The 14,236-nt window shown below is 61.5% G+C and carries 13 protein-coding genes; 11 read left to right on the top strand and 2 right to left on the bottom strand.

The window, feature by feature from the left end:
- The first annotated feature begins 35 nt into the window (after positions 1–35).
- The 11 genes from modA to ACO08A_RS10330 all read left to right on the top strand — a co-directional run bounded on the left by modA (position 36) and on the right by ACO08A_RS10330 (position 11,943).
- On the top strand, positions 36–797 hold the full coding sequence (gene modA / locus ACO08A_RS10380) for a molybdate ABC transporter substrate-binding protein (RefSeq protein ID WP_422041010.1): 762 nt from the start codon (positions 36–38) through the stop codon (positions 795–797).
- Between the two features lie 56 nt (positions 798–853).
- Positions 854–1,561, top strand: a complete 708-nt coding sequence (modB, locus tag ACO08A_RS10375) for a molybdate ABC transporter permease subunit (RefSeq protein ID WP_422041009.1) — start codon at positions 854–856, stop codon at positions 1,559–1,561.
- Complete coding sequence (gene modC, locus ACO08A_RS10370; protein WP_422041008.1) at positions 1,548–2,639, top strand: molybdenum ABC transporter ATP-binding protein; 1,092 nt, start codon at positions 1,548–1,550, stop codon at positions 2,637–2,639. The genes modB and modC overlap by 14 nt, the downstream gene beginning before the upstream one ends.
- 80 nt (positions 2,640–2,719) lie before the next feature.
- Positions 2,720–4,522, top strand: a complete 1,803-nt coding sequence (locus ACO08A_RS10365; RefSeq protein WP_422041007.1) for an ATP-binding protein — start codon at positions 2,720–2,722, stop codon at positions 4,520–4,522.
- 3 nt (positions 4,523–4,525) lie between these two features.
- Positions 4,526–5,860, top strand: a complete 1,335-nt coding sequence (locus ACO08A_RS10360; protein ID WP_422041006.1) for a sigma-54-dependent transcriptional regulator — start codon at positions 4,526–4,528, stop codon at positions 5,858–5,860.
- A 281-nt stretch (positions 5,861–6,141) separates the two neighbouring features.
- Positions 6,142–6,573 (top strand): carboxymuconolactone decarboxylase family protein, encoded by a 432-nt coding sequence (locus ACO08A_RS10355; RefSeq protein ID WP_422041005.1) that lies wholly within the window; start codon positions 6,142–6,144, stop codon positions 6,571–6,573.
- Between the two features lie 17 nt (positions 6,574–6,590).
- Positions 6,591–7,502 (top strand): RNA polymerase sigma factor SigJ, encoded by a 912-nt coding sequence (sigJ, locus tag ACO08A_RS10350; RefSeq protein WP_422041004.1) that lies wholly within the window; start codon positions 6,591–6,593, stop codon positions 7,500–7,502.
- Positions 7,503–7,750: 248 nt separating this feature from the next.
- The gene (locus ACO08A_RS10345; RefSeq protein WP_422041003.1) at positions 7,751–8,758 is read left to right on the top strand and encodes a DctP family TRAP transporter solute-binding subunit; all 1,008 of its coding nucleotides are present in this window, start codon (positions 7,751–7,753) and stop codon (positions 8,756–8,758) included.
- 102 nt (positions 8,759–8,860) lie between these two features.
- Entirely contained in the window at positions 8,861–9,565 is a 705-nt protein-coding gene (locus ACO08A_RS10340) for a TRAP transporter small permease (RefSeq protein WP_421980545.1), read from the top strand.
- 4 nt (positions 9,566–9,569) lie between these two features.
- On the top strand, positions 9,570–11,171 hold the full coding sequence (locus ACO08A_RS10335; RefSeq protein WP_421980546.1) for a TRAP transporter large permease: 1,602 nt from the start codon (positions 9,570–9,572) through the stop codon (positions 11,169–11,171).
- 124 nt (positions 11,172–11,295) lie between these two features.
- Positions 11,296–11,943 (top strand): pyridoxamine 5'-phosphate oxidase family protein, encoded by a 648-nt coding sequence (locus tag ACO08A_RS10330; RefSeq protein WP_422041002.1) that lies wholly within the window; start codon positions 11,296–11,298, stop codon positions 11,941–11,943.
- Positions 11,944–12,030: 87 nt separating this feature from the next.
- On the opposite strand, the gene ACO08A_RS10325 is transcribed toward ACO08A_RS10330, so the two are convergent.
- Together ACO08A_RS10325 and ACO08A_RS10320 are read right to left on the bottom strand one after the other, a co-directional pair.
- The gene (locus ACO08A_RS10325; protein ID WP_422041001.1) at positions 12,031–12,312 is read right to left on the bottom strand and encodes an SCP2 sterol-binding domain-containing protein; all 282 of its coding nucleotides are present in this window, start codon (positions 12,310–12,312) and stop codon (positions 12,031–12,033) included.
- Between the two features lie 115 nt (positions 12,313–12,427).
- The gene (locus ACO08A_RS10320; RefSeq protein WP_422041000.1) at positions 12,428–14,227 is read right to left on the bottom strand and encodes an IlvD/Edd family dehydratase; all 1,800 of its coding nucleotides are present in this window, start codon (positions 14,225–14,227) and stop codon (positions 12,428–12,430) included.
- Between the last annotated feature and the right edge of the window lie 9 nt (positions 14,228–14,236).

Genomic DNA, 14,236 nt, shown 5'->3' with positions numbered 1-14,236 from the left:
TTAGCCGTTTGACTGTCTGCGAACCTGGAACTCGAATGCACGCGCGTCTTTTTCCGATCATGGCCGTCCTGGCAGCGCTGCTTGCGCCGGCAGCGGCCGCATCCGATCTCACGGTCTTTGCCGCCGCGAGCATGCGCGAGGCGATGGAACGGATCGCGTCCGGTTTCGAGGACCAAACAGGGACGAAGGTGGTGTTCTCCTTCGCGGGCACCGGGGCACTGGCGCGGCAGATCGAGGCCGGTGCTCCCGCTGATCTTTTTGTTTCCGCAGACGCCGACTGGATGGACTATGTGACGGAAAATGGCAGCGTTGATCCTGCGGGCGTGCGGCAGGTCGCGTCCAACGCACTCGTCCTTGTCGGGGCGAGGGGGGCTGCCGCACTTGAACTTGAGGCATCGACGATCGCGGACTTCCTTAATGACCAGCGCATGGCGATGGCGGATCCGGACACGGTCCCGGCGGGTCGGTACGGCAGGATTGCGCTGGAAAACCTCGGTCTCTGGCAATCGGTTGCCGGCCGGCTTGCCCCCATGGAAAACGTCCGGATTGCCCTGGCTTCGGTGGCCAGGGGCGACACGCCGCTCGGGCTCGTTTACCGCACGGACGCGGAAGTCGAGCCGAACGTTGCCGTTCTGGCCGTACTGCCGATCTCCAGCCATCCTGAAATCCGCTATCTCGCAGCCGTTACGGAAACGAGCGCGAACCCGGCCGCCGAACCTTTTCTGGATTATCTCACCGGCCCCGATGCACGAGAAATCTTGCAATCTCTGGGGTTTGTGACCGATAAGGTGGAATAGTTTGCCGCCAGGAGGCACGGCCTCGAGCGGCGCGATGAGCAGCAGACCGGGCGCACGTGAACCTTTTCGACCTTCAACCCGACGAATGGCAGGCACTCCTGTTGACCTTGAGGGTCGCGGCCGTCGCGCTCGTGGTCAGCCTGCCGGTCGCTGTTCTCGTTGCCTATGTCCTCGCGCGGTATCGCTTTCCCGGCCATGGGCTGGTCAACGCGCTGGTGCATCTGCCGCTGGTCCTGCCGCCGGTCGTGACGGGCTATGTGCTCCTGATGATGTTCGGCCGGAAGGGTCCGGTCGGCGCATTTCTCAACGACACCTTCGGGATCAGCTTTGCCTTCAGTTGGACCGGCGCCGCGCTGGCTGCCGGCGTGATGGCCTTTCCGCTGATCGTGCGCCCAATCCGCCTCTCCTTCGAAGCCGTTGATCCGAAGCTGGAAGAAGCCGCGAAATCCCTCGGCGCACACAGGCTGGTCACATTTTTCACCGTGACGCTGCCGCTCGCCCTTCCCGGTATTCTCGGTGGTGCCATCCTCGGATTTGCCAAGGCCATGGGTGAGTTCGGCGCAACCATCACCTTTGTCTCGAATATCCCGGGTGAAACCCGCACACTTGCGCTTGCGCTTTATACCGCAACGCAGACCCCCAGCGGCGACCTCGCCGCCTTCAGGCTCACGCTGATCGCGGCCTTTGTCGCTTTCGCTGCCCTGATTGCGTCCGAGTTGCTGGCGCGCCACCTGCGGTCCCGTCTCGGAGGTGCCGATGCTTGACGTCGACATTGCCGGAAGGGTCGGCAGCCTGGAATTTCAGGCAAGGTTTGCCAGCGAGGGCGGCGTCACGTCGCTGTTCGGACAGTCGGGCTCCGGCAAGACGACCCTGACCAACATGATCGCCGGACTTCTGGTCCCTCAATCCGGGCGGATCGTCCTGGACGGGACGGTTCTGTTCGACGCGGCGCAGGGCGTGAACCTGCCGGTGCAGGCGCGGCGCATCGGTCATGTCTTTCAGGATGCGCGTCTGTTTCCCCATCTGAGCGTCAGGTCCAACCTCACATACGCGCGCTGGGCGGGACGGCGTGCGGGGGATCGCGATCCGGATGAAGTCGTCGAACTGCTCGGCCTGTCCCCTCTTCTGGAGCGCAAGCCGGGCCGGCTGTCGGGAGGCGAAAAGCAGCGCGTTGCCATCGGGCGGGCGCTTTTGTCCGATCCCCGTCTGCTGATCATGGACGAGCCGCTTGCCAGTCTCGACCAGGCCCGCCGCAACGACATCCTGCCCTATCTCGACCGTTTGTGCGGCGAAGCCGGCATACCGATCCTCTATGTCAGTCATTCGATCGAGGAAGTCGCGAGATTGTCCGACACGCTGGTCATCCTGTCCGACGGCCGCACGCCCGCCTATGGACCGGTTGCCGAGATGCTGACCAGAACCGACCTTGGCCGCGCGACCGGGCGTCACGAGGCCGGTGCGCTCATTCACGGCACGGTCACGGGAACCGATGGGGCATGGGGCCTGACCCTTGTCGATATCGGCGGCGCCGTCCTGCAGATCCCGGATCTGCCGGCCAAAACCGGCGATACGGTCCGGCTTCGGATCCGGGCGCGCGATGTCGCCCTTGCGCTCGAACCGCCGCAAGGCCTTTCGATCCGCAATGCGTTCGAAGCAACTATAACCAGCATTTCGGAGGAGACAGGCCCGTATGCGGAAATCCTGTGTGTTCTCAACGAGCAGACCATCCGCGCACGCATCACCCGCGCATCCGTTGCCGATCTGAAGCTCGCGGCCGGCAGGAGCGTGACCGTGCTGATCAAAAGCGTCGCCATCGACAGGCGGCAGAGAAGTCTTGTCTAGGGTACGGACTCATTTATGGGTGTGTACCCTAGCGGTTTTTCCGACCCTGACGATTTTGGTCAATTTCACGGCGGAATTTCGTGCAGTATACTGACCCGATGATGCGCAGACCAAAGCGCCGGGCGTGGCGCAAGTTGAAATTCGGCATAGGTGCCGGTCTGGTCTTGGCCACACTCCTGATCGTGTGGCTGACCGGTCTCGCCAGCCTGCGCATCACACTTGCCGAGACGGAGACCAGGGCAGAAGCGAACCTTGCCGTGCAGACCGCCGTTCTGGAGCGCCTGCTGGACAAGTTCCGTCTGCTGTCGCCCTTGCTTGCACGCGGTCCGGACATTGCGGGGCTCATTCACAATCAAAGGGTCGATGCGGAACCCGGCATTGCGGCAATTGCGGCAGGCATGTCCGGTGCGGAGGAAATCTGGCTCATGGACGCGTCCGGCAAGGTGATCGTGTCCAGCCAGGAAAGCGTCCCGGCGAACGCGATCGGCGGTGCCAGGACAATACCTCACGCCTTTGCGCAGGCGAGCCAGGGTCAGCTCGGCAGGGAATTGATCCCGGGAACGCCGGAAACACCGTCCAACTACGTCTTTGCGTCGCCCCTAAGGCGGGGTGACACGTTCCTTGGCGTGCTGGCCGTGCGCGTGAGCCTCGATGACGTCGAGCAGGCCTGGGCCTTGAGCAAGGACCCGATCCTCGCTCTTGATGGCAGGAACCGGGTGGTCGTTTCCAATGTCCCCGAGCTGAGGGGCCGCACGAGAGACGAGCTCGACCCGAGCTGGAACGTTGCCGACCTGTCGCTGGCGGGGCGCATGCAATTGCTGCTTCCTGCCGCCGGTGCCCGCAATTCGCACATGCAGCTGACGTCGAACCTTCCGGTGCTGGAGTGGGAAGTGCGCACGCTTGTGGACATTGAGGATGCGCGCCGTCAGTCCGGATGGGCAATGCTTGTGGCCCTGCTGGTCTGTGTCATCGCTGCGGGCGGTATCTGGTTTCTGATTGCCCGGCGCAAGGAGTTCGTGCGCGAGGAGCGGCGCAACAGGGCGTCGGCCCTTCGTCTGGAGCGCCGCGTCCAGAGCCGGACCGCGGAACTGCGCCGGGCGAACACCCATCTGGAGCGCGAAGTTCGGGAGCGCAAGCAGGCGGAAGCCAGTTTGCGCCAGACGCAGGCGGAACTTGTCCAGGCGGCCAAGCTGGCAACGCTCGGGCGCATGTCCGCGGCGCTCAGCCATGAATACAACCAGCCCCTGGCGGCGATCCGGTCCGACGCGGAAATTGCGGAAATGCTGATCGACCGCAACCGTGCGGACGAGGCAAAATCCAACCTGACGCGTATCGGTGGGATGGTCACCCGAATGGGCGAAATCGCAAAGACTCTCAAGGGTTTCAGCCGGCGTTCCGGCACGGATATCAAACCCGTTTCCCTGCGCCAGGCGATCGACGAGGCCCTTCTCCTGCTGCAGCCGCAGATCAAGCAAAGCGGTTTCGTGCTGAACCTCGACCTTCCGGAGGAAGACATTATCGTCAAGGGTGGCCGCATCCGCCTCGAACAGGTGATCATCAATCTGCTGTCCAATGCGTTCGACGCGGTGCAGTCCTGTGCCACACCGATGGTCGGTCTTTCGCTTGTGCGCGAGGACCGGGAGGCGGTTCTGCAAGTCGCCGACAACGGCACCGGGATCGACCAGGAAACGCTGCCGCAGATCTTCGACCCGTTTTTCACCACCAAGGATGTCGGCGCCGGTCTTGGATTGGGCCTGTCGATCGCCTACAAGATCGTCCATGATTTTTCCGGAACGCTGAAGGCGGAAAACCGGGAAGGCGGAGGCGCGGTCTTCACCATGCGCTTGCCGATCGCGGACAAACAGGTGCTGGCGGCGGAATAGGACATGGATCAGGCAACGGTTCTGTTGATCGATGACGAAGAGGCGCTCAGGGGTTCCCTGAGCCAGGGTCTGGAACTGAGCGGCCAGGACGTTTTTGCGACCGGAGCGCCCGAACAGGCGCTTGAACGCATCAATCGCGGGTTCTACGGCGTTCTCGTCACCGATATCCGCATGCCGGGAACGGACGGCTTTCAGGTCATGAAATCGGCGTTCGAGATCGACCCGGCGCTCCCTGTCGTTCTGATCACCGGACACGGCGATGTCCCGCTGGCCGTCGAGGCGATGCGGGCCGGTGCCTATGATTTTCTGGAAAAACCCTTTTCCGTGTCGCATCTAGCATCCGTTGTGGAGCGAGCGCTGGACAAGCGCCGACTCGTCCTGGAGAACCGCAAGCTGCGCGAGGAACTGGCCGACAGAACGGGACTCGAAAGCCGTCTCGTGGGCCGGACATCGGTGATGGACCTGCTGCGGAAGAACGTGACGGCACTGGCCACGACGGACGCGGATGTGCTGATCCTCGGAGAGACGGGATCAGGCAAGGAAGTCGTCGCCCGGGCTCTTCACGACGAAGGGCCGCGCAAGGTGAAACCCTTCGTCGCGCTCAATTGCGGCGCCTTGCCCGCCGAGATCATCGAATCGGAACTTTTCGGCCATGAGAAGGGTGCCTTCACCGGCGCAAGCGGGCAACGCATCGGCAAGCTGGAACATGCGCATGGCGGCACGGTGTTTCTGGACGAGATCGAATCCATGCCGCTCGAACTGCAGGTCAAGCTGCTGAGGGTGATCGAAACCAGGACGATTGAGCGTCTCGGCTCCAACAAGGCGATCGACCTCGATGTCCGCTTCATTGCGGCGACAAAGGAGGATCTGGAGGAGGCCGGCAAAGACGGCCGCTTCCGGCTCGACCTGTTCTACCGGCTCAACGTGGTTCACGTCGCCATCCCGCCCTTGCGGGACCGGCTCGAGGACATTCCGCTCCTGTTCCGGCATCTGGCCGTAGAGGCAAGGGCGCGCTACCGGCGCGAGATACCCGACATCACCGAAGCCTACCTCGCCGGTCTCATGGCGCGCGACTGGCCCGGCAATGTGCGCGAGTTGCGCAATGTCGCCGACCGGTTCGTCCTTGGTCTGGAACAACAGGCAGAGCCGGCATCGGCAACGGGCGCAAGCCTCTTCGAACAGGTTGCCGGGTACGAGAAGGCGCTGATTGCCGCGGAACTGAAGCGCAACGGCGGAGCCATCAAGCCGACTTACGAAAATCTCGGGCTGTCCCGGAAGGCGCTCTACGAGAAAATGCGAAAATACGCGCTCGGCAAGGATGAAAGCGAGCTTGTCTAAGCGTTCGCGGTCATTGCGATGTCACGGCATGGATTGCAGGGTCGAGCCCTGCAATGACCGCAGAGAGATACTTTTCCGAGGAGAATCCGCGCCTCCGCGTCATGCCATGACTTGATCATGGCATCCATGCCGATACAGCGCGGGTTCTTCAGGGTGTTTTGGGGTTCAAGCCGACGAACAGCAATATGGCCCAAAACAAAAAGCAACGCCGGATGTCACAAAGCCGGCTGTTCGTTCGTCGAAGGGGTGTCACCCTCTTTAACTTCAAATGGAAGACACCCATGACGACAGAAAACTCCATCAACTATCTCGACCATGTTCCGGGCGTGCTGCAACGGTTTGAGGCGGCGAGCATCGAAATCGGCAAGACCGAACTGGCCCCCGGTTTGCGGCATCTCGTCGAATTACGCGCCTCCCAGATCAACCAGTGCGCCTATTGTGTAAAGATGCATACCGGCGAGGCGCTCAAGGACGGCGAGAGCCACCAGCGGCTTGAGCGCATCACGGTCTGGCGTCATGTCGACGACTTCACCGCGGCGGAAAAGGCGGCATTCGCCTGGACGGAAGCGCTGACCGGTCTCGGCCTCGATACGGACTACGGCACGTTGCGCGTCGATCTGCGCGCGCATTTCAGCGATGGCGAGATCAGCGCGCTTACCTCCGCGGTGGCCATGATCAATCTCTGGAACCGCATCCAGGTATCCAACCACTGACGGCTCGGGAGGGCGGCATGAGCAGAACGTCGGACGACATGATCTTCGCAGACATGAGGGGCCGCCTCATCGGGCTGGCCTATCGCATGCTCGGGTCGATGGCGGATGCCGAGGACGCCGTGCAGGACACCTTCATCAAGTGGCAGGATGCGGACCGTGCGCAGATCGCCAATCCGGAGGCCTACCTGACGACAGTCTGCACCAACAGGTGCCTGGATTATCTGAAAGCCGCCCACAGGAAGCGGGTCGACTATGTCGGCCCGTGGATCCCGGAACCGCTGCAGATCGATGCCGGAACGGACCCGGAGGCCGATCTGGACCGGGCCCAGTCGCTCACGACCGCCTTTTTGCTCCTGCTTGAACGTCTGACCCCGAAGGAACGGGCGGCTTATCTCCTGCGTGAAGTGTTCGGCAAATCCTATGGCGAGGTCTCCGAGATCCTCGGTCTCCGCGAGGCGTCCTGCCGTCAGCTGGTCTCGCGCGCGGGCCGGTTTGTCCGCTCGCAGGCATCGCGTTCCGCACCGACGCCGGAGCAGCAGGATGTTTTCCTGAAGGCATTCCTGTCGGCAGTCGAGACGGGTTCGCCGGATGAACTCGCCGATGTTCTGGCGGAGTCCGTCCAGCTGCGCACGGACAGCGGCGGCAAGGCGGCCGCGATCAGCCGGGTCATCGAGGGGCAGGAAGTCGTCGGCTTCATCACGAGGGCGATCAGCCGTTTGTGGGTCCGCGATCAGATCGTCGAACTTCAGATCAACGGGATGCGCGGCCTGGCACAGCTAGAAGACGGCAGGATCGTCACCGCCATGACGCTAGGCTTCACGGATGAGGGCAAGGTCGATCAGATCTATATCGTCCGAAATCCGGAAAAGCTTGAACGCCTTGCGGCGCCGACACGGCACGATCCCAGCAACGGAGCGCTCTGGCAATAACGCGGCACGCTGGCGGCCCATGATGTGTCGGTTTCGACACATTCGGGTTTCGCATGTGTCGAAACCTGCACACGCAATAAGAAATCCCCCGGACTGTCCCCGGTGACCCAGTCTGATAACCTGCGGAAATCAGCGCTTTTGGACGGGTCACAGGGAACTGGCACACGATTTGCCAATAAGTGTGCGACCAGCCTCCGCGCTGTCCGGCCCTAACGGCCGTCATATTGAAATGTCTGGGAGGACATCCGATGAAAAAGTTTGTAATTGCCGCTGCGACGGCAGCTTCCTTTGCCATGACGTCTTCGGCCTTTGCCGCCGATGACTGCTCCGACGGCGAAGTTGTCATCAAGTTCAGCCACGTGGTCGCGGCCCAGGGCCACCCGAAGGGTGAAATGGCAACCGCTCTTGCCGATCGCATCAACAAGGAAATGGACGGCAAGGCCTGCATGCAGGTATTCCCGTCATCGCAGCTCTTCGACGACAACAAGGTCATGGAAGCCCTGCTGCTGGGCGACGTCCAGCTGGCCGCTCCTTCCCTGTCGAAGTTCGAATCCTATACGCTGAAATACCGCGTCTTCGATCTGCCGTTCCTGTTTTCCAACATGGATGCCGTGACCACCTTTACCAAGGGTGAAAAAGGTCAGGAACTGCTCGGCGCAATGTCCGACTACGGTTTTGTCGGACTTGGCTACGTCTTCAACGGCCTGAAGCAGTTTTCCGCCGACAAGCCGCTGATGCTGCCGACCGACGCCAAGGGCCTGAAATTCCGAGTCCAGACCTCCGACGTTGCCGTTGCAATGATCGAGGCACTTGGCGCCAACGCCCAGAAACTTGCCTTTAAGGAAGTCTATGGTGCGCTTCAGACCGGCGTTGTCGACGGACAGGAAAACACCTGGTCCAACATCTACACCCAGAAGTTCTTTGAAGTGCAGGACGGCACCACCGAGACCAACCACCAGCTGCTGACCTACCTGGCCGTGACGTCGCAGGAGTGGCTCGACAGCCTGGATGCCGACGTCAAGGACCAGTTCCTGACGATCTTCAACGAGGTCGCCGACGAGTACAATGCGCGGGCGGCGCAGATCAACGAAGAGAACAAGAAGAAGATCATGGAAAATGGCGGCGAAGTCCGTCAGCTGACGCCTGAAGAGCGCGATCAGTGGGTTGAGACAATGAAGCCGGTCTGGGACAAGTTCCGTGACGATATCGGCCAGGACGTCATCGATGCTGCGGTGTCGTCCAATCAGGCAAGCTAAGCTGCCTTGACTTGAGTGATCCTTCGAGGGAGGCCTCCGGGCCTTCCTCGTCCATCACCAAATTTCTGAAAAATCTGAATACTCTCAACGGGGGAGGGTAATATGGGCTCCTGGTTGGCCACATACTGGCCGGTCGTGATGATTGTCGCGTTTTTCTGTCTCTATGTCGTGCTTGACTATGTCCGGCCGAAACTCATCGAAGCGCTGGACGAAACGTTTATCGCAATCATCCTCGCGCTGATGACCCTTGTGACATTTTCCCAGGTGGTCGCGCGCTATGGCTTCAACTCAGGCTGGGGTGGTGCGCTCGAATTCACACGTGTGCTGTTCGCGTGGCTGATCCTGTTCGGCATGAGCTACGGCATCAAGATCGGAGCCCATCTTGGTGTCGACGCAATCATCAACCTTTTGCCCAAGCGCCTGTTCCGCGTTGCCGCTCTGCTGGGCGCCGCGCTGACCATCCTCTATGCGGCGCTGCTGTTCGAGGCGGCCTGGCTCGGTGCGCTTCTTTCCCTTGAAAACAAGGGCTCCAGCGGCGGTGCCTACGCCTACGTCGCCAGGTTCTACAAGCTGCCGATCGGCATGGAAGACCTGAAGTGGCCGACCTTCATCATCGAGTTTTTCGAGGTTCGCGAGCGCGTTCCCCGCTGGATACCCTACATCATTCTGCCGATCGGGCTGGCATTGCTGGCTTATCGGTCCGTTCAGGCATTCGTCCTGATCCTTCTTGGAAAAAAGGACGCCATCATCGCCGCCCACGAGGCGGAAGAGCTGGTGGCCGAAAACAAAGACGTACTGAAGGACTAGGCCGATGGAAACCGCATTTCTGTTCATTTTCGTATTCGGCTTCCTGTTCCTCGGGGTTCCGATTGCCGTCTCGCTTGGCCTCTCGGCCGTTCTCTACATCGCCCTGTTCAGCCATGACTCGATGAGTTCCGTGGCCGTCCAGCTGTTCAACGCGTCGCAGAACTTCACCCTTCTGGCGATCCCGTTCTTCATTCTGGCCTCCAGCTTCATGTCGACCGGTGGCGTTGCCCGGCGCATCATCCGTTTCTCGATCGATGCTGTCGGCTGGATACGCGGCGGTCTTGCCATCGCGGCCGTCTTTGCCTGCATGCTGTTCGCGGCGCTGTCCGGCTCGTCTCCGGCCACGGTTGTCGCCATTGGCACGATTGCCATCGCCGGGATGCGCCAGGCGGGTTACACCAAGGAATTCGCCGCCGGTGTGATCGCCAATGCGGGCACGCTCGGCATCCTCATTCCGCCGTCGATCGTCATGGTCGTCTATGCCGCAGCCACCAATGTTTCGGTCGGCCGCATGTTCTTTGCCGGTGTCGTCCCCGGCATCATCGCGGGCCTGATGCTCATGACCGCGATCTACATCATGGCGCGGGTCAAGAAGCTGCCGGCGCAGCCCTGGGCAGGCTGGAAGGAACTCTGGAGTTCGGTATCGCAGGCCGCCGTCGGTCTGTTCCTGATGGTCATCATTCTGGGTGGCATTTACGGCGGGATCTTCACGCCGACGGAAGCGGCGGCCGTTGCCGCTGTCTATGCCTGCCTGATCGCGCTCTTCGTCTATCGGGACATGGGGCCGCTGGCCGGCGTCGGCTGGGTCGAGGAAAAAGACGGCGCCTTGGGCCTGACCGGGTTCAAGACCATCACCTATGCGGTTGTCGCGGTCTTTGTCTGGTCGGGACTGGCCTACATCTTCACCGAGCGCGCGGCCCTCTTCGGCATCGACAGCGCTGTTGTCCTGGTCGCGGCTCTGGTGGGGTATCCGATACTGCGGCACGGCCTTGCGCCGGCGGAACTGCCGGCGACCTACGCGGTCGGCGGCAAGGTCTGGGGCCGGAACCTCGGCATGATCGGCTGGAAATTTCTGCCGGCACTGTTCCACAAGGACACCAAGAAGGTGCTGACGGATTCGTCGAAAACGACGATCATGCTGATGTTCATCATCGTCAACGCCCTGCTGTTCGCGCACACGCTGACGGCCGAACAGATCCCCCAGTTCATCACGGACTGGATGGTCGAAGCCGGGTTCAACTGGTTCACCTTCCTGATCGCGGTCAACATCATCCTGTTGATCGGCGGTCAGTTCATGGAGCCCTCGGGCCTGCTGCTGATCGTGGCACCCGTGGTGTTTCCGATCGGGCTGGAACTCGGCGTCGATCCGATTCACCTCGGCATTCTGATGGTCGTGAACATGGAAATCGGCATGATCACGCCGCCGATCGGTCTGAACCTCTTCGTGACGTCGGGGATCACGGGCATGAGCCTCGTGCAGGTGGTGAAGGCCGCGGCACCGTTCGTTCTGGTGTTGTTGCTGTTCCTGATCCTGGTGACCTATGTCCCGGCGCTCTCGACCTTCCTGCCCTACTACTTCATGGGGCCGGAAATCATCATCCAGTAACTCGGGTGCAATCGATCTGCAGGCGGCCGGAATTCTCCGGCCGCTTCTGCTTGCCCGGCGGGCGGCTTGTTGACAGGCGGCAGGCGACGTTCTTTAGTTTTTCAAAGAACAGCGGGAGCCTTTGATGACGACCGACACCGATCCGTTTTCCGGATTCTCCGACATCGTGACGCACGCGGATGAGCTTGAGGACATCACCGGCAAGCCGCTGCCGCAGATCGTTGCAAAGGAGATACCGGCGCTCGATCCCATTTGCCGGACATTCATTGAGCGCGCGCCCTTCTGCTTCCTGGCAACCGCGAACCCGGGCGGGCATGTCGACGTGTCCCCAAGAGGCGACCCTCCCGGATTTGTCAGGATCCTGAGCGAATCGCTGCTCGCGATCCCCGACAGGCCCGGAAACAGGCGTGTCGACACGTTTCAGAACATTCTGGCGGACCCGCGGATCGGCCTGCTGTTCATGGTGCCGGGCCGGGGTGAAACCCTGCGCATCCGAGGAGAGGCCAGGATCGTCCGCGACCCGGACCTGCTCGCCTCCATGGCCATCAATGACCGGCCACCGAAACTTGCGCTTGTCGTCCATGTGCGCAGTGCCTTCATGCACTGCCCGAAATGGGTTTTCCGCTCGGGCATCTGGCAGCCGGACAAGTGGCCGAATACCGATGGCATGGCGGACATGAACGAGGCCATGGTCAAGCACGCCAGGATCGCGATGAGCCCGGACGAATGGTTTGAAAACCTCAAGGAAAAGGGCGAACTGGACCTCTGGTAGCGTCGGCAAGCGCAGACCGCTGCGGATAGAAACGAAAAAGCCGGTCCAATGGACCGGCTGTGACGCTTCAGAAACTGCAGGCTGTATTCAGACGATGCTACCCAGCTTCATGGCAACGCTCATGTCGCCCTCGACCTGCATCTTGCCGCCCATGAAAGCGCTTGTCGGGTTGAGGTCGCCCGACAGCAGGTCCGCGAGATCCTCTGCCGAGATCTTGATCGTGCAGTCCGCGTCCGCATCGTCATTGCTGACATCCGATCCCTGCAGGAAGATGACGCCGTCACCACCCAGGTCGAACTTGACGCTTTCCTCAATGCCGCCGCCGGCGACCTTGCCACGAACACCTTCCGTGAGCTGTTCCAAGGACATGAATTTTCTCCCATCTTGGCCTGGCCAGTGCCAGTCTTCGATCCTCTTGAAGCATGACCTTTACGTAATCGTCAAGAGAGAAATGTGTTGCTGCCGCAGGCGGTGAGCAGGTCGCTCAGTGATTGTCCCTCGGCAGTCCTCTTTTGTGGGCAACGTCCTGATATTTGACGGCCGGTTCAAGCACCATGCCCTTGTCAAACTGTCCGACAATGCCGCGCTGGATTTCCTGCCAGGGGGTCTGGCTTTCGGCGATCTCGAACCCGCCGGCCGCTTCGAGATCCGCGCGGCGCTGCGCCAGTTCCTCGTCCGAAATCAGGATGTTCGCCGTGCCCTTCCTGAGGTCGATCCGGACACGGTCATCGGTCTTGAGCAAGGCCAGGCCGCCCATTGCGGCAGCCTCTGGGGACGCGTTCAGGATGGACGGAGACCCGGAGGTACCGGACTGGCGGCCGTCACCGATGCACGGCAGGGCGGTGACGCCGCGCTTGATCAGGGCAGCGGGTGGCTGCATGTTGACGACCTCGGCGCCGCCGGGATACCCGATCGGGCCGGTGCCGCGGATGAACAGCATGCAGTTTTCATCGATCTGCAGACCCGGGTCGTCGAGCCGGTCGTGATAGTCTTCGGGGCCTTCGAACACGATCGCACGGCCTTCGAAAGCTTCCGGATCGTCCGGGTTGGAGAGATAGCGGTCTCTGAATTCATCCGAGATCACGCTGGTTTTCATGATCGCGCTGTCAAAGAGATTGCCCTTCAAATTGATGAAGCCGGCCCGCTCCATCATCGGCGCGTCGAACGGTTTGATCACCTCCGGCAGATCGGTGACGATCCCCTCGCAGTTTTCGGCAATGGTCTTGCCGTTTGCCGTCAGCGCGTCCGGATGCGGCAGCTTGCCGTGGCGCAGCAGTTCGGCGACGACGGCCGGGACCCCGCCCGCGTGGAAATAGTCTTCCCCGAGATACGCGCCGGCCGGCTGCAGATTGACCAGCAGCGGCACGTCATGACCGAGGTTCTGCCAGTCGTCATTGTCGAGTTCGACGCCGACATGGCGCGCAACCCCGTTCAGGTGGATGGGGGCGTTGGTGGACCCGCCGATCGCTGAATTGATCACGACGGCGTTCTCGAACGCCTTCCGCGTCATGATGTCGGACGGTTTCCGGTCCGCGTGAACCATTTCGACAATGCGTTTGCCGGTTTCAAAGGAGATTGCGCCCCGCTCCCGGTAAGGCGCCGGTATTGCGGCAGCTCCGGGCAGCTGCATCCCGAGTGCCTCGGCGAGGGAGTTCATCGTTGTCGCCGTTCCCATCGTGTTGCAGTACCCGACGGACGGCGCTGCGGAGGCAACAAGGTCCATGAAGCCGGCATAGTCGATTTCACCGGCGGCAAGCATCTGGCGCGCCTTCCAGACGATGGTGCCTGACCCGGTGCGCTCGCCCTTGTACCAGCCGTTGAGCATCGGACCGACGGAGAGCGCGACGGCCGGAATGTTGACCGTGGCAGCCGCCATCAGGCAGGCAGGCGTGGTTTTGTCGCAACCGATCGTCAGAACGACACCGTCAATCGGGTAGCCGTAGAGAAGTTCGACCAGCCCGAGATAGGCAAGGTTCCGGTCCAGAGACGCCGTCGGCCGCTTGCCGGTTTCCTGGATCGGATGGACCGGAAACTCGAAGGCGACGCCGCCGGCGTCGCGAATGCCTTCGCGAACGCGCTTGGCCAGTTCAAGATGATGCCGGTTGCAGGGAGACAGGTCCGACCCGGTCTGCGCAATGCCGATAATGGGTTTACCGGATTGCAGTTCTTCCCGCGTGATGCCGAAATTCAGATAGCGCTCGATGTAAAGCGCCGTCATGCCGGGGTTTCCCGGATTGTCGAACCAGGCCGCGGACCGCAGCTTCGGCGTTTTGTTCTCGCTCATGGCGCCTCA

It is taken from the genome of Roseibium sp. (assembly GCF_965232425.1).
GTDB lineage: Bacteria > Pseudomonadota > Alphaproteobacteria > Rhizobiales > Stappiaceae > Roseibium.
This window is presented reverse-complemented; position numbering and strand designations above follow the sequence as displayed.